The sequence below is a fragment of the Mesobacillus sp. S13 genome, from assembly GCF_020422885.1.
GTDB lineage: Bacteria > Bacillota > Bacilli > Bacillales > Cytobacillaceae > Mesobacillus > Mesobacillus selenatarsenatis_A.
On record NZ_CP084622.1, the window covers coordinates 290,001 to 311,038 of the forward strand.

Annotated in this window: 15 protein-coding genes, 3 rRNA genes and 1 riboswitch; of the genes, 17 read left to right on the forward strand and 1 reads right to left on the reverse strand. The window is 48.7% G+C overall.

Annotated elements, in window-relative coordinates:
- Positions 1–221 precede the first annotated feature (221 nt).
- The 4 genes from LGO15_RS01570 (at position 222) to LGO15_RS01585 (ending at position 7,381) form a co-directional block, all read left to right on the forward strand.
- Positions 222–1,771, forward strand: a 16S ribosomal RNA gene (locus LGO15_RS01570).
- A 207-nt stretch (positions 1,772–1,978) separates the two neighbouring features.
- A 23S ribosomal RNA gene (locus LGO15_RS01575) occupies positions 1,979–4,913 on the forward strand.
- A gap of 81 nt (positions 4,914–4,994) precedes the next feature.
- A 5S ribosomal RNA gene (gene rrf, locus LGO15_RS01580) occupies positions 4,995–5,110 on the forward strand.
- The 16S, 23S and 5S rRNA genes sit together here, the layout of an rRNA operon.
- A 570-nt stretch (positions 5,111–5,680) precedes the next feature.
- Positions 5,681–7,381 carry a methyl-accepting chemotaxis protein gene (locus LGO15_RS01585; protein ID WP_167832456.1) on the forward strand — a complete coding sequence of 567 codons (1,701 nt, stop codon included), beginning with the start codon at positions 5,681–5,683 and terminating at the stop codon, positions 7,379–7,381.
- 21 nt (positions 7,382–7,402) lie between these two features.
- Here LGO15_RS01585 and LGO15_RS01590 read toward each other — a convergent pair whose 3' ends face one another.
- Complete coding sequence (locus LGO15_RS01590) at positions 7,403–7,768, reverse strand: NIPSNAP family protein (protein WP_167832438.1); 366 nt, start codon at positions 7,766–7,768, stop codon at positions 7,403–7,405.
- Positions 7,769–7,997: 229 nt separating this feature from the next.
- On the opposite strand from LGO15_RS01590, the gene LGO15_RS01595 reads away from it, so the two are divergent.
- From LGO15_RS01595 to purH, 13 genes are all read left to right on the forward strand, one after another.
- Positions 7,998–8,540 (forward strand): DUF2179 domain-containing protein, encoded by a 543-nt coding sequence (locus tag LGO15_RS01595; RefSeq protein ID WP_102260923.1) that lies wholly within the window; start codon positions 7,998–8,000, stop codon positions 8,538–8,540.
- Positions 8,537–8,743 carry an NETI motif-containing protein gene (locus tag LGO15_RS01600; protein ID WP_167832437.1) on the forward strand — a complete coding sequence of 69 codons (207 nt, stop codon included), beginning with the start codon at positions 8,537–8,539 and terminating at the stop codon, positions 8,741–8,743. The genes LGO15_RS01595 and LGO15_RS01600 overlap by 4 nt, the downstream gene beginning before the upstream one ends.
- Before the next feature lie 115 nt (positions 8,744–8,858).
- Positions 8,859–8,960, forward strand: a riboswitch (purine riboswitch).
- A gap of 218 nt (positions 8,961–9,178) precedes the next feature.
- On the forward strand, positions 9,179–9,661 hold the full coding sequence (gene purE / locus LGO15_RS01605) for a 5-(carboxyamino)imidazole ribonucleotide mutase (protein WP_167832436.1): 483 nt from the start codon (positions 9,179–9,181) through the stop codon (positions 9,659–9,661).
- Positions 9,648–10,808 carry a 5-(carboxyamino)imidazole ribonucleotide synthase gene (purK, locus tag LGO15_RS01610; protein ID WP_167832435.1) on the forward strand — a complete coding sequence of 387 codons (1,161 nt, stop codon included), beginning with the start codon at positions 9,648–9,650 and terminating at the stop codon, positions 10,806–10,808. Before purE ends, purK begins: the two co-directional genes overlap by 14 nt.
- A complete protein-coding gene (gene purB / locus LGO15_RS01615) occupies positions 10,805–12,097 on the forward strand; it encodes an adenylosuccinate lyase (protein ID WP_226086416.1) in 1,293 nt (430 codons plus the stop codon). Before purK ends, purB begins: the two co-directional genes overlap by 4 nt.
- Positions 12,098–12,330: 233 nt before the next feature.
- Complete coding sequence (gene purC / locus LGO15_RS01620; RefSeq protein WP_226086417.1) at positions 12,331–13,044, forward strand: phosphoribosylaminoimidazolesuccinocarboxamide synthase; 714 nt, start codon at positions 12,331–12,333, stop codon at positions 13,042–13,044.
- Positions 13,037–13,291, forward strand: coding sequence for a phosphoribosylformylglycinamidine synthase subunit PurS (gene purS / locus LGO15_RS01625; RefSeq protein ID WP_226086418.1), 255 nt, complete (start codon positions 13,037–13,039; stop codon positions 13,289–13,291). Before purC ends, purS begins: the two co-directional genes overlap by 8 nt.
- Positions 13,288–13,974 (forward strand): phosphoribosylformylglycinamidine synthase subunit PurQ, encoded by a 687-nt coding sequence (gene purQ, locus LGO15_RS01630; RefSeq protein ID WP_226086419.1) that lies wholly within the window; start codon positions 13,288–13,290, stop codon positions 13,972–13,974. Before purS ends, purQ begins: the two co-directional genes overlap by 4 nt.
- Positions 13,958–16,174 (forward strand): phosphoribosylformylglycinamidine synthase subunit PurL, encoded by a 2,217-nt coding sequence (gene purL / locus LGO15_RS01635; RefSeq protein ID WP_226086420.1) that lies wholly within the window; start codon positions 13,958–13,960, stop codon positions 16,172–16,174. The genes purQ and purL overlap by 17 nt, the downstream gene beginning before the upstream one ends.
- On the forward strand, positions 16,159–17,571 hold the full coding sequence (gene purF, locus LGO15_RS01640) for an amidophosphoribosyltransferase (RefSeq protein ID WP_226086421.1): 1,413 nt from the start codon (positions 16,159–16,161) through the stop codon (positions 17,569–17,571). Before purL ends, purF begins: the two co-directional genes overlap by 16 nt.
- A gap of 277 nt (positions 17,572–17,848) precedes the next feature.
- Complete coding sequence (purM, locus tag LGO15_RS01645) at positions 17,849–18,892, forward strand: phosphoribosylformylglycinamidine cyclo-ligase (protein ID WP_226086422.1); 1,044 nt, start codon at positions 17,849–17,851, stop codon at positions 18,890–18,892.
- Positions 18,889–19,491 carry a phosphoribosylglycinamide formyltransferase gene (purN, locus tag LGO15_RS01650; RefSeq protein WP_226086423.1) on the forward strand — a complete coding sequence of 201 codons (603 nt, stop codon included), beginning with the start codon at positions 18,889–18,891 and terminating at the stop codon, positions 19,489–19,491. The genes purM and purN overlap by 4 nt, the downstream gene beginning before the upstream one ends.
- A complete protein-coding gene (gene purH, locus LGO15_RS01655; protein WP_226086424.1) occupies positions 19,470–21,008 on the forward strand; it encodes a bifunctional phosphoribosylaminoimidazolecarboxamide formyltransferase/IMP cyclohydrolase in 1,539 nt (512 codons plus the stop codon). Before purN ends, purH begins: the two co-directional genes overlap by 22 nt.
- Positions 21,009–21,038: the final 30 nt, after the last annotated feature.

Consider the following 21,038-nt stretch of genomic DNA (forward strand, 5'->3'; position numbering starts at 1 on the left):
AACTCAGCTCACTTGATTGATTGTTCAAAAGACTTTCAAAAATAAGTGTTGACGAGCTGGTCCGAAGATGATAAGATATAAAAGTTGTCATTTGAACGGCAACACAAATTGTTCTTTGAAAACTAAACAAACAAGCGTCAACAAACAATAAATTATCATGACTTCTATTTATAGAAGAACATGAGCCAACGTTTTAACTTTATGAGCTAACTCATAACTCTTTCTTGGAGAGTTTGATCCTGGCTCAGGACGAACGCTGGCGGCGTGCCTAATACATGCAAGTCGAGCGGATCTTCATTAGCTTGCTTTTGAAGATCAGCGGCGGACGGGTGAGTAACACGTGGGCAACCTGCCTGTAAGACTGGGATAACTTCGGGAAACCGGAGCTAATACCGGATAATCCTTTCCCTCACATGAGGGAAAGCTGAAAGACGGTTTCGGCTGTCACTTACAGATGGGCCCGCGGCGCATTAGCTAGTTGGTGAGGTAACGGCTCACCAAGGCAACGATGCGTAGCCGACCTGAGAGGGTGATCGGCCACACTGGGACTGAGACACGGCCCAGACTCCTACGGGAGGCAGCAGTAGGGAATCTTCCGCAATGGACGAAAGTCTGACGGAGCAACGCCGCGTGAGCGATGAAGGCCTTCGGGTCGTAAAGCTCTGTTGTCAGGGAAGAACAAGTACCGGAGTAACTGCCGGTACCTTGACGGTACCTGACCAGAAAGCCACGGCTAACTACGTGCCAGCAGCCGCGGTAATACGTAGGTGGCAAGCGTTGTCCGGAATTATTGGGCGTAAAGCGCGCGCAGGCGGTTCCTTAAGTCTGATGTGAAAGCCCCCGGCTCAACCGGGGAGGGTCATTGGAAACTGGGGAACTTGAGTGCAGAAGAGGAGAGCGGAATTCCACGTGTAGCGGTGAAATGCGTAGAGATGTGGAGGAACACCAGTGGCGAAGGCGGCTCTCTGGTCTGTAACTGACGCTGAGGCGCGAAAGCGTGGGGAGCGAACAGGATTAGATACCCTGGTAGTCCACGCCGTAAACGATGAGTGCTAAGTGTTAGAGGGTTTCCGCCCTTTAGTGCTGCAGCAAACGCATTAAGCACTCCGCCTGGGGAGTACGGCCGCAAGGCTGAAACTCAAAGGAATTGACGGGGGCCCGCACAAGCGGTGGAGCATGTGGTTTAATTCGAAGCAACGCGAAGAACCTTACCAGGTCTTGACATCCTCTGACAACCCTAGAGATAGGGCGTTCCCCTTCGGGGGACAGAGTGACAGGTGGTGCATGGTTGTCGTCAGCTCGTGTCGTGAGATGTTGGGTTAAGTCCCGCAACGAGCGCAACCCTTGATCTTAGTTGCCAGCATTCAGTTGGGCACTCTAAGGTGACTGCCGGTGACAAACCGGAGGAAGGTGGGGATGACGTCAAATCATCATGCCCCTTATGACCTGGGCTACACACGTGCTACAATGGATGGAACAAAGGGCTGCAAAACCGCGAGGTCGAGCCAATCCCATAAATCCATTCTCAGTTCGGATTGCAGGCTGCAACTCGCCTGCATGAAGCCGGAATCGCTAGTAATCGCGGATCAGCATGCCGCGGTGAATACGTTCCCGGGCCTTGTACACACCGCCCGTCACACCACGAGAGTTTGTAACACCCGAAGTCGGTGGGGTAACCTTTTGGAGCCAGCCGCCTAAGGTGGGACAGATGATTGGGGTGAAGTCGTAACAAGGTAGCCGTATCGGAAGGTGCGGCTGGATCACCTCCTTTCTAAGGATATTGCCGTAATGGCAATCGGAATGCGAACCTTCTGGTTCGTACTGTTGACTAGCTTGTTTGTTTAGTTTTGAGGGAGCAATTCTCTCAAAGCTTTTTTGTTCCTTGAAAACTAGATAATCGTAAGTAAGAAGAACCAAGAAAAACCGAGTGATCGCCATTTTAGTTTTCTCTCTATTCAATTAGAGAAATGACCTTTTAGGTTAAGTTAGAAAGGGCGCACGGTGGATGCCTTGGCACTAGGAGCCGATGAAGGACGGGACTAACACCGATATGCTTCGGGGAGCTGTAAGTAAGCTTTGATCCGGAGATTTCCGAATGGGGAAACCCACTGTTCGTAATGGAACAGTATCTTTACCTGAATACATAGGGTATTGAAGGCAGACCCGGGGAACTGAAACATCTAAGTACCCGGAGGAAGAGAAAGCAAACGCGATTCCCTGAGTAGCGGCGAGCGAAACGGGACATAGCCCAAACCAAGAGGCTTGCCTCTTGGGGTTGTAGGACACTCTACATGGAGTTACAAAGGAACGGGGTAGATGAAGTGGTCTGGAAAGGCCCGTCAGAGAAGGTAAAAACCCTGTAGTTGAAACTTCGTTCCCTCCTGAGTGGATCCTGAGTACGGCGGGACACGAGAAATCCCGTCGGAAGCTGGGAGGACCATCTCCCAAGGCTAAATACTCCCTAGTGACCGATAGTGAACCAGTACCGTGAGGGAAAGGTGAAAAGCACCCCGGAAGGGGAGTGAAAGAGATCCTGAAACCGTGTGCCTACAAGTAGTCAGAGCCCGTTCATGGGTGATGGCGTGCCTTTTGTAGAATGAACCGGCGAGTTACGATTACATGCAAGGTTAAGTTGAGAAGACGGAGCCGCAGCGAAAGCGAGTCTGAATAGGGCGAATGAGTATGTGGTCGTAGACCCGAAACCAGGTGATCTACCCATGTCCAGGGTGAAGGTTGGGTAACACCAACTGGAGGCCCGAACCCACGCACGTTGAAAAGTGCGGGGATGAGGTGTGGGTAGCGGAGAAATTCCAATCGAACTTGGAGATAGCTGGTTCTCTCCGAAATAGCTTTAGGGCTAGCCTCACGTTGTAAGAGTCTTGGAGGTAGAGCACTGTTTGGACTAGGGGCCCTCATCGGGTTACCGAATTCAGACAAACTCCGAATGCCAAAGACTTATCCGTGGGAGTCAGACTGCGAGTGATAAGATCCGTAGTCAAAAGGGAAACAGCCCAGACCACCAGCTAAGGTCCCAAAGTATACGTTAAGTGGAAAAGGATGTGGAGTTGCTTAGACAACCAGGATGTTGGCTTAGAAGCAGCCACCATTTAAAGAGTGCGTAATAGCTCACTGGTCGAGTGACTCTGCGCCGAAAATGTACCGGGGCTAAACGTATCACCGAAGCTGTGGATTGACATCTTAGATGTCAGTGGTAGGAGAGCGTTCTAAGGGCGTTGAAGTCAGACCGTAAGGACTGGTGGAGCGCTTAGAAGTGAGAATGCCGGTATGAGTAGCGAAAGATGGGTGAGAATCCCATCCACCGAATGCCTAAGGTTTCCTGAGGAAGGCTCGTCCTCTCAGGGTTAGTCGGGACCTAAGCCGAGGCCGAAAGGCGTAGGCGATGGACAACAGGTTGATATTCCTGTACCACCTCTTTATCGTTTGAGCGACGGGGGGACGCAGGAGGATAGGGTAAGCGCGCTGTTGGATATGCGCGTCTAAGCAGTTAGGCTGCAAGTGAGGCAAATCCCGCTTGCGTGAAGGCTGAGCTGTGACAGCGAGGGAAATATAGTACCGAAGTTCCTGATTCCACACTGCCAAGAAAAGCCTCTAGCGAGATAAAAGGTGCCCGTACCGCAAACCGACACAGGTAGGCGAGGAGAGAATCCTAAGGTGAGCGAGAGAACTCTCGTTAAGGAACTCGGCAAAATGACCCCGTAACTTCGGGAGAAGGGGTGCTCATTTGGGTGAATAGCCCGGATGAGCCGCAGTGAATAGGCCCAGGCGACTGTTTAGCAAAAACACAGGTCTCTGCGAAGCCGCAAGGCGAAGTATAGGGGCTGACGCCTGCCCGGTGCTGGAAGGTTAAGAGGAGGGGTTAGCTCACGCGAAGCTCTGAATCGAAGCCCCAGTAAACGGCGGCCGTAACTATAACGGTCCTAAGGTAGCGAAATTCCTTGTCGGGTAAGTTCCGACCCGCACGAAAGGCGTAACGATCTGGGCACTGTCTCAACGAGAGACTCGGTGAAATTATAGTACCTGTGAAGATGCAGGTTACCCGCGACAGGACGGAAAGACCCCGTGGAGCTTTACTGTAGCCTGATATTGAATTTTGGTACAGCTTGTACAGGATAGGTAGGAGCCTGAGAAACCGGAGCGCCAGCTTCGGTGGAGGCGTCGGTGGGATACTACCCTGGCTGTATTGAAATTCTAACCCACGCCCCTGATCGGGGCGGGAGACAGTGTCAGGTGGGCAGTTTGACTGGGGCGGTCGCCTCCTAAAGAGTAACGGAGGCGCCCAAAGGTTCCCTCAGAATGGTTGGAAATCATTCGCAGAGTGTAAAGGCACAAGGGAGCTTGACTGCGAGACCTACAAGTCGAGCAGGGACGAAAGTCGGGCTTAGTGATCCGGTGGTTCCGCATGGAAGGGCCATCGCTCAACGGATAAAAGCTACCCCGGGGATAACAGGCTTATCTCCCCCAAGAGTCCACATCGACGGGGAGGTTTGGCACCTCGATGTCGGCTCATCGCATCCTGGGGCTGTAGTCGGTCCCAAGGGTTGGGCTGTTCGCCCATTAAAGCGGTACGCGAGCTGGGTTCAGAACGTCGTGAGACAGTTCGGTCCCTATCCGTCGTGGGCGCAGGAAATTTGAGAGGAGCTGTCCTTAGTACGAGAGGACCGGGATGGACGCACCGCTGGTGTACCAGTTGTCTTGCCAAAGGCATCGCTGGGTAGCTATGTGCGGACGGGATAAGTGCTGAAAGCATCTAAGCATGAAGCCCCCCTCAAGATGAGATTTCCCATAGCGCAAGCTAGTAAGAACCCTGAAAGATGATCAGGTTGATAGGTCAGAGGTGGAAGCGCGGTGACGTGTGGAGCTGACTGATACTAATCGTTCGAGGACTTAACCAAAATGATCATTCGTTCTTCTTGAATTCTTCTTACAACATTATCTAGTTTTGAAGGAATAAATACTTTCTTTCAATTAAATAGTCTGGTGGCGATGGCGAGAAGGTCACACCCGTTCCCATACCGAACACGGAAGTTAAGCTTCTCAGCGCCGATGGTAGTTGGGGGTTTCCCCCTGTGAGAGTAGGACGCCGCCGGGCACGCGAAAGAACAGCTGTAATGGCTGTTCTTTTTTTTGTTGATTTATTATAAAAGGTGCTAAAGATGTAGCAGCAACTGATCCTACCTGCGGGATGAATTCGGACAGGTTAGGTAGAAAATCTTATGAATCTGTCAGAAAAAGAGCTGACTTCGAAAAAGTTGAGATAGAAAGACAGAAAAGTTGTCCGAAACAGAAGCAACTTCAGACAGGTTGAGAGGAAGACAACAAAAAACTGTCCGAAGTAGGAGCCACCTCAGACAGGTTTGGAGCAGGAGAACGAAAAGCTGTCCGAAGCAGGAGCTCAACTTCCGACAATAGTAAAAGAAATGCATACAAAGCTGTCTGAACAAGGAAAGGTGAAACCTCAACACTCATCAAAGCTATCAAGAGCAGCGATACTCGCTGTTCTTTTTTTACCCCAAAACTCAGAATAGCTTCAATGAATGTGTCCATTTTATGAAAACTGACCCTAAATAATGGATATACAATCTACTCTTCCGATATTACTCTAGCAGGTATGGTTAGTATCTAGCAGTTATTTCAACAAGGGGGAGCATGAATTGTGGGGATGAAAAAATCTGGTCTGCGCTTGAAGTTAGGGACTAAAATCAATTTGATTGTATTGGGCACGGTGTTGTTGCTCTCTGTGATCATCGGTGTTGTCGTGACAAGAGAAGTGACAATGGGGATCAAGTCTTTTGCAGTGGAAAAGGCGAAGGGAGACCTTGCTCTGAGTGAGCGATATATCAACAATAAATTCCCCGGTGAGTGGGAAATCAAAAATGGTCAACTGTATAAGGGAGATCAACTTTTTAACGAGCATTACGAGATCGTAGACACAATCGGCAATGATACAGGAGATACTGTAACGATTTTTCAGGGGGATACCCGGATAGCAACGAATGTCATGCTTGAGGGTAAGCGTGCTGTGGGAACGAAGGTTTCACAGGAGGTGGCTGACGTTGTCCTGAAGGAAGGGGAACCGTATTATGGTGAGGCGGTTGTTGCTGGTCATTCCTATCAAACAGCTTACACTCCTATAAAAGATCAGAATGGTAAAGCGATTGGGATACTCTACGTAGGGGCTTCGGAAAAGACGATTGAACAGATTCTATCTTCTTTCATGACCAAGTTTATCATTCAGGTATTTGTCGTTGTAATCATCGCCTCGATAGGAATCTACTGGTTTACTCGTAGTCTGAGAAAGAGGCTTGTGGCGGTATCGGAAGCGATGATAAAGGCCGGGGCGGGCGATTTTACGGCAGAGGTGGAGGATCATAGTGGTGATGAACTTAGTGATCTTGCTGATAGTTTTAATAAAATGAAAGATAATCTAAATTCTATGTTAAGAGAGGTGCTGGAAACATCAGAACAGGTAGCAGCATCCTCGGAAGAGTTGAATGCAGGTGCTGAACAGACAAGCAGGGCTACAGAGCAGATTACTGAGGCCATTCAACAAATAGCGGGTGGCTCGGATACCCAGACACAGGGAATAGAGGAAAGTGCGCGGTCTTTAGAGGAGTTGGCAAAGGGAGTCAGTAATATTGCGGAGACGTCTTCCTTGATCGCTGAAACCAGTTCACTGGCAAGTGACCATGCAAAACAGGGTGAGGCATTTGTCCAGAAGACCACAAACCAGATGAATCTGATTCATGCTTCTGTTAATGAAACGGGGGAAGTCATCCGCTTGCTGAATGAAAGATCGAGACAGATTGGAAGCATTTCCGAGGCTATTATCCAAATCGCAGATCAAACCAATTTACTTGCCCTTAATGCAGCCATTGAAGCAGCGAGGGCTGGAGAGCATGGGAAAGGATTTGCTGTCGTGGCGGCAGAGGTAAGAAAATTAGCTGAACAGTCGCAGATTTCCTCTTCCCAGATTTCGGAGTTGATCAGGCATATCCAAACAGATATGGAGCAATCAGATGCTTCGATGGATACTGTCAAAAAAGAAGTGCTGAATGGCTTGGAAATTGTTGAAGGCTCGCAAAGAAGCTTTCAGGAAATCCTTAGGTCTATGGAGAATCTGGGCGGACAAGTGGAAGGGATGGCTGCAACGGCTGAACAGATGTCTGCGAGCACTGAAGAGATATCGGCTACAGTCAATGGAATGGCCTCGATTTCCCGAGATTCATCACTGCATAGCCAGAATGTTGCTGCTTCAGCGGAGGAACAATTAGCCTCCATGGAGGAAATAACCGCCTCAGCAAACAATCTGTCTACCATGGCAGAATCGTTGAAGGATACGGTAACAGCCTTTAAGATCTAAAGTATTAACCATCAAGCCATATCACAACTGGCTTGATGTTTTTTTATTTAAGGAAACGGTGGAAACCAGCTTTTCATTTCTTGCTTCCAAGAAGTATTGCTTCTGCAGAAACTCCTTGCCTCCATGTTCCTCGTACCAGTTGCGAATTCGCTTAAGATGTTCCATGTCGCTTCTGACATTGTCCTCTATTTTAAGATATGCTTCATAGCTGTCGTATTCCCAAATAGCGAAAATTTCTGTTGTTTCCTCATCATGCGGTAGCATCCATCTGCCAATTAACCTTGCTCCGTGTTTCAGTTGATTAGGCAAGTTAATGTCGTTAAATAATGTATTGAATGGTTCAATGAATTCATTTTTGACCATGTAAAACTTGCGGCGATAGAACAATCGTTACAACCCCTTTCTTCCATTGGTATACTCTTCCATATTATTCAGCAAGGAGGGTGGAACGTCAATGCTTTACCATTTTTTAAGGAAAGGAGTTTCAAATCATAAGGTTCAGGAAACCTTAAAATAAGGAATCTTTTCCTTAGGGATTTTTGCATGTTGCTTTACAAGACATTGGATTAATGCGAACATTAAGGCTTATTAGAAGAGATGTCTGGAGGGTGTTTAAATGCTGGAGAATAGTTTTGTCATGGTGGCCATCATCTTAATCATCAATATTGTCTATGTGTCTTTTTTTACGATCAGGATGATCCTGACGTTGAAGGGGCAGCGTTACCTGGCTGCAGGACTAAGCACGATTGAGGTTGTGATTTATGTTGTTGGGCTTGGACTGGTGCTTGAAAATTTGAATGAGATACAGAATTTGGTAGCATATGCTGTCGGCTATGGAATAGGTGTCATTGTCGGGATGAAAATCGAAGAGAAGCTGGCACTTGGCTATATTACAATCAATGTGATTACGAAAGAATATGATGTGGACCTGCCGAAGGCTTTGCGTGCGCTCGGTTACGGTGTGACGGATTGGGCTGCTCACGGACTTGAGGGTGACCGGATGGCGATGCAAATTTTAACGCCGCGTAAATATGAATTGAAACTGTATGAGAAAATCAAAGAATTGGATCCGAAGGCATTCATCATCGCGTATGAGCCAAAATCGATCCATGGCGGGTTCTGGGTAAAATCGGTGCGGAAAGGAAAGCTGTTTTCATGAGCAAGGGTAAAAAGAAACAGATGTATGAAGTCGGTGAAAATGAATCAATCGATGATTGTCTTAATAGAATGAAGAAGGATGGCTATGCGCCTGTAAGGAGGATGGAGAAACCCATCTTCAAGGAAGTGCAGAAGAACGGGGCAGTCGAGTATGAGCCTGCTGGCAGGCAGATCATTTTTGAGGCTAAGCCGTTGGAGGCATAGATTGCGTTATCCGTTTAAAGCACCAAAACACGAACAATAAAAAATAATTACTTTATTAATGTTCGATTATTGATTGACAATAAGTCGAATTAGTTGGTAATATGTAAATGTCGAAAGTGAAATTTAGTTTTTCCCTCGTATAATAATGGGGATATGGCCCATGAGTCTCTACCTGGCAACCGTAAATTGCCGGACTATGAGGGAAAGTAGTTTTTAAGTGAAGGGAAAAGAAATCTGCGTTCACTTATGGATTTCTTTGCTTGCGCACCCGGACAGACTACTTTCTCTTCTATTCAGAGGAAGCAGTCTATCCGGGTTTTTTGTTTTGATAACCTAATGTATATATTTTACTTCAAGAAATGTCTAGCTCCAACGCTTGTCGGGGCTGAGCAAGGCGCTTGCGCATTTCTGATAACTCCAAAGGGGGTAAGATAGATGTCGGTTGCAGTCATAATGGGAAGCAAATCGGATTGGGAAACGATGAAGCATGCATGTGACATACTTGATCAGCTGGATGTTTCTTATATAAAAAAGGTCGTGTCGGCTCATCGAACGCCGGATTTGATGTTTGAGTTTGCTGAGAAGGCCAGGGACGAAGGAATAAAGGTCATCATCGCTGGAGCTGGCGGAGCGGCGCATTTGCCAGGTATGGTAGCGGCCAAGACTACGCTGCCGGTCATCGGGGTGCCCGTTCAGTCGAGAGCTCTCAACGGCCTGGATTCACTTTTATCAATCGTTCAGATGCCTGGCGGTGTACCGGTTGCGACGGTCGCAATCGGGAAAGCGGGTGCTACGAACGCCGGATTGCTGGCGGCCCAGATTCTTGGAGCGTTTGACAGTGAAGTTGCACAGAGATTGGAAAGGCTAAGGGAAGAAACGAAAATGTCAGTGATGGAAAGCAGTGATGAGCTTGTCTAAATTGATTTTACCAGGAGACACAATCGGGATTATTGGCGGCGGGCAGCTGGGCAAGATGATGACGCAGTCAGCTAAAGCGATGGGATTCAGGGTGATCGTGCTCGATCCTACAGAGGATTGCCCGTGCGGCCAGGTGGCTGACGAGCAGATTGTCGGCAGTTATGATGATCTTGAAAAAATAAAGCAGCTATCTGAACAAAGCGATGTAATCACGTACGAGTTTGAGAACATTGATGCAGATGGTCTTGAATGGCTAAATAAATATGCTTATGTGCCGCAGGGGACGGAATTGCTGCGGGTTACTCAGGACAGGATAGAAGAGAAGCGCCATATAGAGGCGGCAGGTGTAAGGGTAGCCCCTTATGCTGTGGTCGCAAAAGTGGAAGATGTCAGGGGTGGAGTCGAGAAGCTGGGACTGCCAGCTGTCCTGAAAACAGCGCGTGGCGGTTATGACGGCAAAGGGCAGCTTGTGATCAGGTCAAAGGATGATATCGATTTGGCTGAAACACTGGTCAGCCAGGGTACGTGCGTGCTGGAGAAATGGATTCCTTTTGAAAAGGAGATCTCGGTGATTGTTACGCGAGGTACGAATGGTGAGACGGCGATTTTCCCGGTCGCTGAGAATGTCCATGAAGAAAACATCCTTCATCAGACCATTGTTCCGGCGAGAATCAGCAGTGAAGCCGAGGCTAGGGCAGTAGAAGCAGCGAAACAGATTGCGGAGGCGTTGGGGTTAATAGGGACGCTTGCGGTTGAGATGTTTTTAGCTGCCGATGATGAACTTTACATAAATGAACTGGCTCCAAGGCCTCATAATTCGGGGCATTATAGTATTGAAGCATGTGAGACTTCGCAGTTCGAGCAGCATATCAGGGCTGTTTGCGGGTGGCCATTGGGAAGCACGAATTTGCTGAAGCCTGCTGTGATGGTGAATATCCTCGGGCAGCATCAGCAGCCTTTACTGGAAAGAATCGCTGAATTGCAGGATTGGAAGATTCACTTATATGGTAAAAAAGAAGCGAAGTATAAAAGAAAGATGGGGCATGTGACCCTTTTACGAGACACAGTGGAAATCGCGCTTGATGAGGCTGAAAGAAGCAGAATCTGGAAAGGCGCAGCAGAAATGATCGGAGGACAAAAGAAATGATAGATCGTTATACAAGACCGGAAATGGGAGCAATCTGGACGGAGGAAAATCGTTTTAAAGCATGGCTTGAGGTTGAGATTCTTGCTTGTGAAGCATGGGCTGAGCTTGGGGATATTCCTAAGGAAGATGTGAAGAAACTGCGTGAGAATGCTTCTTTTGATATTGAGCGGATCAAGGAGATTGAGGAAGAGACACGCCATGATGTTGTTGCTTTTACAAGAGCGGTATCAGAAACGCTTGGCGAGGAGCGCAAATGGGTGCATTATGGTCTGACTTCGACGGATGTAGTCGATACGGCGCTTTCTTATGTGCTTAAGCAGGCGAATGAGATTTTGCTGAAGGATCTTGAAAACTTTGTTGAGATTCTGATGAATAAGGCAAAAGAACATAAATACACGGTCATGATGGGCCGTACGCACGGTGTTCATGCCGAGCCAACAACATTTGGCTTAAAGCTGGCACTTTGGCTGGAGGAAATGAAGCGCAATCTTGAGCGTTTCAAAATGGCTTCCCGCGACGTCGAGTTCGGCAAGATTTCCGGTGCGGTAGGTACTTACGCGAATATTGATCCATTCGTTGAATCATATGTTTGTGAAAAATTGGGGCTGCAGCCTGCTCCGATTTCAACTCAGACTTTGCAGCGTGACCGTCATGCTTTTTATATGGGGACGCTTGCGTTGATTGCGACTTCAATCGAGAAGTTTGCGGTTGAGATTCGCGGCCTGCAAAAGAGTGAAACTCGCGAGGTAGAAGAGTTTTTTGCAAAAGGCCAGAAGGGTTCATCGGCGATGCCGCATAAGCGCAATCCGATCGGCTCTGAAAACATGACAGGTATGGCTAGGGTGATTCGCGGTTATATGACAACTGCCTATGAAAATGTGCCGTTATGGCATGAGCGCGATATCTCGCATTCATCCGCGGAGAGAATCATTCTGCCGGATGCGACGATTGCATTAAATTATATGCTGAACCGCTTTGGCAATATCGTCAAGAACTTGACGGTCTACCCAGAGAACATGAAGCGCAATATGGACCGGACGCTTGGTTTGATTTACTCACAGCGTGTGCTTCTTGCACTGATCGACAAGGGGATGTCCCGTGAAGAAGCGTATGACACTGTTCAGCCTCGCGCGATGGAAGCGTGGGAAAAGCAAGTGCAGTTCCGCAGCCTCATCGAGAGCGATGAAAAAATCGCCGGGCTGCTGAGCGAAGCAGAGATTGATGACTGCTTTGACTACAATTACCATATCAAGCATGTGGATATGATTTTTGAACGACTCGGACTTTAATACGAACGGGCAAGGTTTCTTGCCCTTCTTTTAAATGATAAGAAAAGTGTAGAAATATAACTGCGAGAGTTGTCCAGTTTCAGCGCCTAGCTCCTTGAGTCGCTTCGGTCCGCACGATGAAGTCAAAGAACGACTTCTTCATGCGGCCCTCCAGCGCTTGTCGGAGCTGACCAAGGCGCTTACACTTTTCGATGACTGAAGATTGCTAATTATCTCAATCGGAGGGCGTTAAAATGGAAGAGCTGTTATACGAAGGGAAAGCGAAGCGGATTTATGCAACGGATGAAGAGCAGGTTGTAAGAGTGCAATACAAGGATTCAGCGACGGCCTTCAATGGCGAGAAAAAGGCGGAGATTGTCGGCAAGGGCAAACTGAATAACGAGATTACAAGTCTATTATTCTTAAAACTTCGCAAAGCGGGAATCCATTCGCATTTTATTGAGAAAATTTCAGAGAATGAGCAGCTTGTTAAGCGTGTAGAGATCATTCCGCTTGAGGTGGTTGTCAGGAACTTTGCTGCCGGCAGCTTTTCTAAGCGGCTTGGTGTCGAGGAAGGTAAGCAGCTTCCACGTCCGATTGTTGAGTTTTACCTGAAGGATGATTCGCTCGGTGATCCGCTGATTACGGATGAGCATGTCGATGTGCTGGACCTGGCGACAAAAGATGAAGTGGCTGAGCTGAAGGCAGCGGCTTTGAAGATCAATGAGGTGCTTGGCGGTTTTTTTGCAGAGATTGGCGTGAGGTTAATAGATTTCAAGCTTGAGTTCGGCAAAGATGCAGATGGAATGATCCTGCTTGCGGATGAGATTTCACCAGATACATGCCGCCTGTGGGACATGGAGACACAGCAGAAGCTTGATAAGGATGTATTCCGCCGTGATTTAGGGAATCTGACAGATGCTTACGAAACCATTTTAACGAGATTGGGAGGACAATTGCATGTATAAAGTGAAGGTGTATGTAACGTTAAGGGAAAGTGTTCTGGATCCTCAGGGAACGGCTGTAAAAAGTTCACTGGCTACGCATGGTTATGAAGGCATCCAGGAGGTTCGCATCGGCAAGTATATGGAGTTGACTTTGGATGAAAGTGTAAAGGATGTTGACGGCGCTGTTAAAGAAATGTGCGAGCGCCTGCTGGCGAATCCGGTCATCGAAGACTACAGGTACGAAGTCGAGGAGGTTGTTGCACAGTGAAATTTGCGGTGATCGTTTTTCCGGGTTCGAACTGTGACATCGACATGTACCACGCGGTAAAAGATGAGCTTGGCGAAGAAGCGGAATATGTCTGGCATGATGCAGAAAGTCTAGAAGACTATGACGCGGTGCTTTTGCCTGGCGGATTTTCATATGGAGATTACTTAAGGTCTGGCGCAATCGCGCAGTTCAGCAATGTCATGAAGGAAGTCGTTAAGGCGGCTGAAGCAGGAAAGCCAGTGCTTGGAGTCTGCAACGGATTTCAGATCTTGCTTGAAGCTGGCTTGCTTCCTGGAGCGATGCGCCGCAATGACAGCCTGAAGTTCATCTGCAAGCAGGTTGAATTGAAGGTGGAGAATAACGAAACAATGTTTTCTGCTGGTTATGAAAAAAATGAGATCATCACGATTCCGGTTGCGCACGGTGAGGGCAACTATTATTGCGATGAAGAAACTCTTGCTCGTTTAAAAGCAAATAATCAAATCGTGTTCACATACAATGGCGAAAATCCGAACGGAAGCCTTGGAAATATCGCGGGAATCATCAATGAACGAGGGAATGTTCTCGGAATGATGCCGCATCCGGAGCGCGCAGTCGATGAGCTGCTTGGCGGCGCGGACGGGTTGAAGCTTTTCAAATCGATCGTCAAACAATGGAGGGAAGCATATGCGCTTAATGCTTGAACCAAGTCCAGAGCAAATTAAAGAGGGAAAGATTTATCGGGAAATGGGACTATCAGACAGCGAGTTTGCTTCTGCCGAAAAGATCCTTGGACGTACTCCTAACTATACAGAGACAGGTTTGTTCTCTGTCATGTGGTCGGAGCATTGCAGCTACAAGAACTCGAAGCCTGTTTTGAAAAAGTTTCCTGTCACTGGGGAGCGTGTTTTACAGGGGCCTGGCGAGGGAGCGGGAATTGTAGATATTGGAGACGGCCAGGCGGTCGTGTTCAAAATCGAAAGTCATAACCATCCATCTGCCATCGAGCCATACCAGGGTGCCGCTACAGGTGTTGGCGGAATCATCCGCGACGTTTTTTCAATGGGAGCAAGGCCTATCGCGCTATTGAATTCCCTCCGTTTTGGTGAGCTTGAGTCACCGCGGGTGAAATATTTGTTTGAACAGGTTGTTGCTGGAATTGCCGGATATGGAAACTGCATCGGGATCCCGACGGTTGGCGGAGAAGTCCAGTTTGACGCTGCTTATGAGGGCAATCCGCTTGTGAATGCTATGTGCGTTGGACTGATCAACCATGAAGATATCAAAAAAGGCCAGGCGCATGGTGTCGGAAATACAGTCATGTATGTTGGCGCTAAGACAGGCCGTGACGGAATCCATGGTGCTACTTTTGCCTCCGAGGAATTGAATGAAGCGTCTGAAGAGAAGCGTCCTGCGGTACAGGTTGGCGATCCGTTCATGGAAAAATTGCTGTTGGAAGCTTGCCTCGAGCTTGTGAAAAATGATGCACTTGTTGGTATCCAGGATATGGGCGCTGCTGGTTTGACGAGTTCATCTGCAGAGATGGCGAGCAAGGCGGGTTCGGGTATCGAGATGAATCTTGACCTTGTGCCGCAGCGTGAAACAGGGATGACGGCTTATGAAATGATGCTCTCCGAATCTCAGGAGCGCATGCTGATCGTTGTCGAAAAAGGGCGTGAGCAGGAAATCATCGACCTTTTTTCAAAGTATGAGCTAGAAGCGGTTGCGATTGGAAAAGTAACGGACGACAAGATGCTTCGTCTTTTACATAAAGGGGAAGTGGTGGCTGAGGTTCCAGCAGATGCGCTTGCTGAGGAAGCGCCTGTCTACTACAAGCCTTCAAGCGAACCAGCTTATTACCGTGAATTCCAGAACATGGACAATGAAGTTCCTCATGTTGAAAACTATGAAACTACTCTTTTACAGCTGCTCCAGCAGCCAACGATTGCAAGCAAAGAATGGGTTTATGACCAGTATGACCATATGGTCCGTACGAGCACGGTCGTTTCCCCTGGATCTGATGCTGCTGTGGTGCGCATTCGCGGCACAGAGAAGGGCCTCGCGATGACGACGGACTGCAACTCGCGCTATATCTATCTTGACCCGGAGACAGGCGGAAAGATTGCTGTTGCTGAGGCGGCGCGCAATATCGTCTGCTCTGGCGGCGAACCATTGGCGATTACGGATTGCCTGAACTTTGGGAATCCAGAGAAGCCGGAGATTTTCTGGCAGTTTGAAAAAGCGGTGGATGGCATGAGTGAAGCGTGCCGGACATTGAGCACGCCTGTCATCGGCGGAAACGTGAGTCTGTATAACGAAACGAATGGAACAGCTGTCTATCCGACACCTGTTGTCGGCATGGTCGGTCTTGTTGAAAATTTAAAACATGTTACGACGCAGCATTTTAAAGATGCTGGCGATTTGATTTATCTGCTTGGTGACACGAAGGATGAGTTCGGCGGCAGCGAGCTGCAGAAGCTAATGCATGGCCAGATTTTCGGCAAGGCACCTGAACTGGATTTAGAAGTGGAAGCCAGCTATCAAGCTCAGATTTTAGCAGCAATTAAAAATGGTCTTGTATCATCTGCCCATGATGTCGCAGAGGGCGGCGTAGCAGTAGCGCTTGCTGAATCCGTGATTGGCAGCAAGGGGCTTGGAGCTAGGGTTGAATTGGAAGGCAACGCAGTTTCAGCCTTATTCAGCGAATCGCAATCCCGCTTTCTTTTATCGGTAAAACCAGAGCACCAGATTGAGTTTGAAAGTTTAACAGATGCGGTGCTGATTGGCAAAGTCGTTGAAACGCCAGTTTTGAAGATTGATGTAAATGGTGAGAACGTCATCAACCATGATGCAGAGGGGCTGAAAAAGGCCTGGAAAGGAGCCATCCCATGCTTGCTGAACTAAAAGGCTTGAATGAGGAATGCGGCGTTTTTGGAATCTGGGGACATCCCGAGGCAGCGCAAATCACCTATTACGGCCTTCACAGCCTGCAGCATCGCGGCCAGGAAGGCACTGGCATCGTTGTCAGCGATGGCCAGCAGTTGAAGGGCCGGAAAGGCGAAGGACTTGTGACGGAAATTTTCACGGCAGATGCGATGGAAGATCTTCAGGGTGTCGGTGCAATCGGTCATGTCCGCTATGCAACAGCGGGAGGAGGCGGCTACGAGAATGTCCAGCCGCTTCTGTTCCAAGCGCAAAGCGGCGGCCTTGCGCTTGCGCATAATGGCAATCTTGTGAATGCAGATGCACTAAGGAACCAGCTTGAAGCACAGGGCAGCATCTTTCAAACTAGCTCTGATACCGAGGTGCTTGCACACTTGATCAAACGGGGCGGCTTCAGCCAGCTGAGGGATCGCGTGAAAAATGCCTTGCCGATGTTGAAGGGTGCTTATGCCTTTTTGATTATGACCGAGACAGAATTCATGGTCGCGCTCGATCCGCACGGACTGCGCCCGCTCTCATTAGGCAGGCTGGGCGATGCTTATGTCGTCGCTTCTGAAACTTGTGCATTTGATATCGTCGGCGCTGAGTTTGTCAGGGACATCCTGCCAGGCGAATTGCTCGTGATTGATGCAGAGGGAATGCATTCTGAAATGTACTCGATGAATTCAAATACTGCAATCTGCACGATGGAGTATATTTATTTTTCAAGACCCGACAGCAACATCCACGGAATCAACGTCCATGCGGCCCGTAAAAATCTTGGCAAGCAGCTGGCGAAGGAAGTACCGATTGAAGCTGATGTTGTGACTGGGGTACCGGATTCCAGTATTTCCGCCGCAATCGGATATGCAGAGGAATCTGGCATTCCTTATGAGATGGGCTTGATCAAGAACCGTTATGTCGGCCGGACCTTCATCCAGCCATCCCAATCTTTGAGGGAGCAGGGTGTGAAGATGAAGCTATCACCAGTGCGCGGAATCGTGGAAGGAAAACGTGTCATCATGGTGGACGATTCGATTGTGCGCGGAACGACCAGCCGCCGGATCGTGAAGATGCTGAAGGAAGCGGGTGCGACCGAGGTCCATGTCGTTATCAGCTCGCCGCCAATCCAGAACCCGTGCTTTTATGGAATTGATACCTCGACTCGTGAGGAGCTGATTGCTTCTGAACATTCGGTAGAGGAGATTCGCCAGTTAATTGGTGCTGATACATTGACGTTCTTGAGTGTCGAGGGCATGCTGGAGGCGATTGGGCGAAAAGATGGCGGAGAGACGCGCGGCCAATGTCTTGCTTGCTTTACCGGGAAGTATCCGACGGAAATCTATCCGCAGGCCGTGCCTGCCGGGCAGAAGTGCTGATTGTTTAAGGTGACTATATTTCCAAATTTAGGATGACGGTGCAATTAAGGCAGATGAACGCGCAATTATGCGGAAAGACCGTGCAATTATAGGGGTTGTGCGTGCAATTAACCGGAATAACCGTGCAATTATACGTTTTGTGGGTGCAATTACCCCGATATGCGTGTTTTGAATACGGATTTTCCAGAATTCCGCTGTAGCAGGTCGGCAAAGATTAAAGTTAAACAGGAATTAAGAAGCTGAATGTAGAAAAACAGCCAAATCGGAGGTAGTGAACATGGCAAATGCGTATAAACAGGCTGGTGTGGATATTGAGGCCGGATACGAAGCGGTCGAACGGATTAAAAAGCATGTGAATCGGACAGTTCGTCCTGGTGTGATGGGGGCGCTGGGCGGATTCGGCGGAATGTTCGACCTTTCCAGCCTTGATCTGAAGGAACCGGTGCTCGTTTCAGGTACCGATGGCGTCGGCACAAAGCTGATGCTGGCGTTCATGATGGACCGCCATGATACAATCGGCATAGATGCAGTTGCGATGTGTGTGAATGACATTGTTGTCCAGGGAGCGGAGCCATTATATTTCCTTGATTACATCGCCTGCGGAAAGGCTCAGCCTGAAAAAATCGAGGCGATTGTCAAAGGGATTGCCGATGGATGTGAGCAGGCTGGCTGCGCGCTTGTTGGTGGTGAAACTGCCGAAATGCCAGGGATGTACTCTCCGGAAGAATATGATTTGGCTGGATTTGCGGTCGGAGCCTGTGAAAAAGCAGAGGTCGTCACCGGCAAGCAAATCAAAGAAGGGGATGTGCTGATTGGGCTTGCGTCAAGCGGCATCCACAGCAATGGCTACTCGCTTGTCCGGAAGGTGTTTTTTGAACAGGCAGGCTGGGAGCTTGACCGGTATGTCGATGAGTTCGGCTGTACGCTTGGAGAAGAGCTGCTGAAGCCGACGCGTGTTTATGTAAAATCGGTGCTTGCCGCGATGAAGCAATTCGAGCTTAAAGGACTTGCCCACATCACGGGTGGCGGTTTTATTGAAAATATCCCAAGGATGCTTCCAGAAGGACTTGGTGCTGAAATCGAGGAAGGCAGCTGGGAGATTCCTCAAGTGTTCAAAACATTGGAGTCTTTAGCACAACTTGATCGTCCAGAAATGTATAATACATTTAATATGGGTATTGGCATGGTGGCGGCTGTTGATAAAAATATTGCACATGAAGTGGTCCAGTATTTTAACGAGATGGGTGAGCATTCTTCAGTGATTGGCACAGTGATCGGCTCAGAAGGAATCCACATGAAAATGGCTGGTGAACAGGTATGAAAAAAATAGCCGTTTTTGCTTCAGGCAGCGGCAGCAATTTTCAGGCGATCGCGGTCGCGGCGCAGGCTGGCATGCTGAATGTTGAAATCAGCTTGCTCGTATGCGACAAGCCGGGTGCTTTTACAGTCGACCGCGCGGAAATGCTCGGGATTCCTGCATTTGTCATCAGTCCGAGGAGTTATCATTCCAAGGCTGAATACGAGGCGGAAATTTTACAAAAACTAACCAGCCTTGAAATCGATATGATTGTCCTTGCCGGCTATATGCGCCTTATTGGGCCGACATTGCTTGAGGCTTATGAAGGAAAAATCGTCAACATCCACCCGTCAATATTGCCTGCGTTCCCTGGGAAGGATGCGATTGGCCAGGCGCTGGCAGCGGGAGTGGAGAAAACCGGAGTGACCATCCATTACGTCGATGAAGGGATGGACACCGGGCCGATCATTGCCAGTGCGGCTGTGAAAATCGCGCCAGGTGAAACGAGAGAATCACTTCAGAAGAAAATACAGCGGATAGAACACAGCTTGTATCCAGAAGTTTTGGAGGAGCTGTTGAACGGAGAAGAGGAGGCAGTACAATGGGAAAAAAGCGTGCACTGATCAGTGTTTCAAATAAAGACGGAATTGTTGAGTTAGCGAAGGAGCTTGTACAGCTTGGGTTTGAGATCGTCTCTACTGGCGGTACGAAGCAGGCACTCAAGGATGGAGGCGTGCCGGTCATCGGCATCAGCGATGTGACTGGTTTTTCGGAAATCCTCGAAGGGCGTGTGAAGACTCTGCATCCAAAAATTCATGGCGGCCTGCTTGCGAAGTATGATGATCCTTCCCACAAGAAGCAGCTGGCTGAAAATGAAATCGAGAAGATCGAGCTAGTCTGCGTGAACTTGTATCCTTTTAAAGAAACGATTTCCAAACCTGGTGTAACGCCTGCGGATGCAATCGAAAACATCGATATCGGCGGTCCGGCGATGCTGCGTGCCTCAGCAAAAAATCATCAATACATAACGGTGCTTGTCGATCCTGCGGATTACCAGCAGGTAATAGAAGAGTACAAAACCCAGAACGAAACCACTGTGGAAACACGTCGCCGCTTGGCAGCGAAGGTATTCCGTCATACGGCTGCTTATGATGCGCTGATCGCAGAATATATGACGAGTCTTGCTGGCGAGGATCAGCCGGAAAAAATGACGGTGACATATGAACTGAAACAGAATCTGCGCTACGGAGAAAATCCTCATCAAAAGGCCGCTTTTTACCAGAAGCCGCTTGGCTCGGCGTTTTCGGTGGCTGCAGCGGAACAGCTCCACGGGAAAGAGCTTTCTTATAACAATATCAATGATGCGAACGCTGCCTTGCAGATCGTAAAAGAATTCTCTGAGCCTGCTGCGGTTGCGGTCAAGCACATGAACCCGTGCGGAGTTGGAACTGGAAAAGATATTTTTGATGCTTTCGGAAAAGCGTTCCAAGCAGATCCTGTATCCATTTTTGGCGGGATCATTGCCTTGAATCGCGAAGTCGATGGCGAGACTGCGCGTAAGCTTTATGAAATCTTCCTTGAGATCATCATTGCGCCTTCTTTTAGCGACGAGGCAATGGAAATTTTAACAGCTAAGAAAAACCTTCGTTTGCTGAAGGTCTCATTTGACGGGGAAGCTGCAAAGGAAAACACACTTTCTTCAATTGAAGGCGGATTGCTTGTTCAGGAACAGGATGCATTTGGTTTCGAGGACGCAGAAATCTCCGTGCCGACGAAACGAGAACCGACGGAAGCTGAGTGGGAAGCGTTAAAGCTTGGCTGGAAGGTTGTTAAGCATGTTAAATCCAATGCGATTGTCGTGGCGGATCAAGACATGACACTTGGAATCGGTGCAGGACAGATGAACCGTGTCGGTGCAGCTAAAATTGCCCTGGAACAAGCTGGTTCCAAAGCGGATGGAGCAGCGCTCGCATCTGATGCGTTCTTCCCGATGGATGACACCGTCGAAGCAGCGGCAAAAGCCGGAATAACGGCGATCATCCAGCCGGGCGGATCCGTCCGTGACGCTGATTCAATCAAGAAGGCCGATGAATATGGCATTGCGATGGTGTTTACAGGTGTAAGGCATTTCAGGCATTAATATCAATGGAATAATAAGTGATAAGCAGTT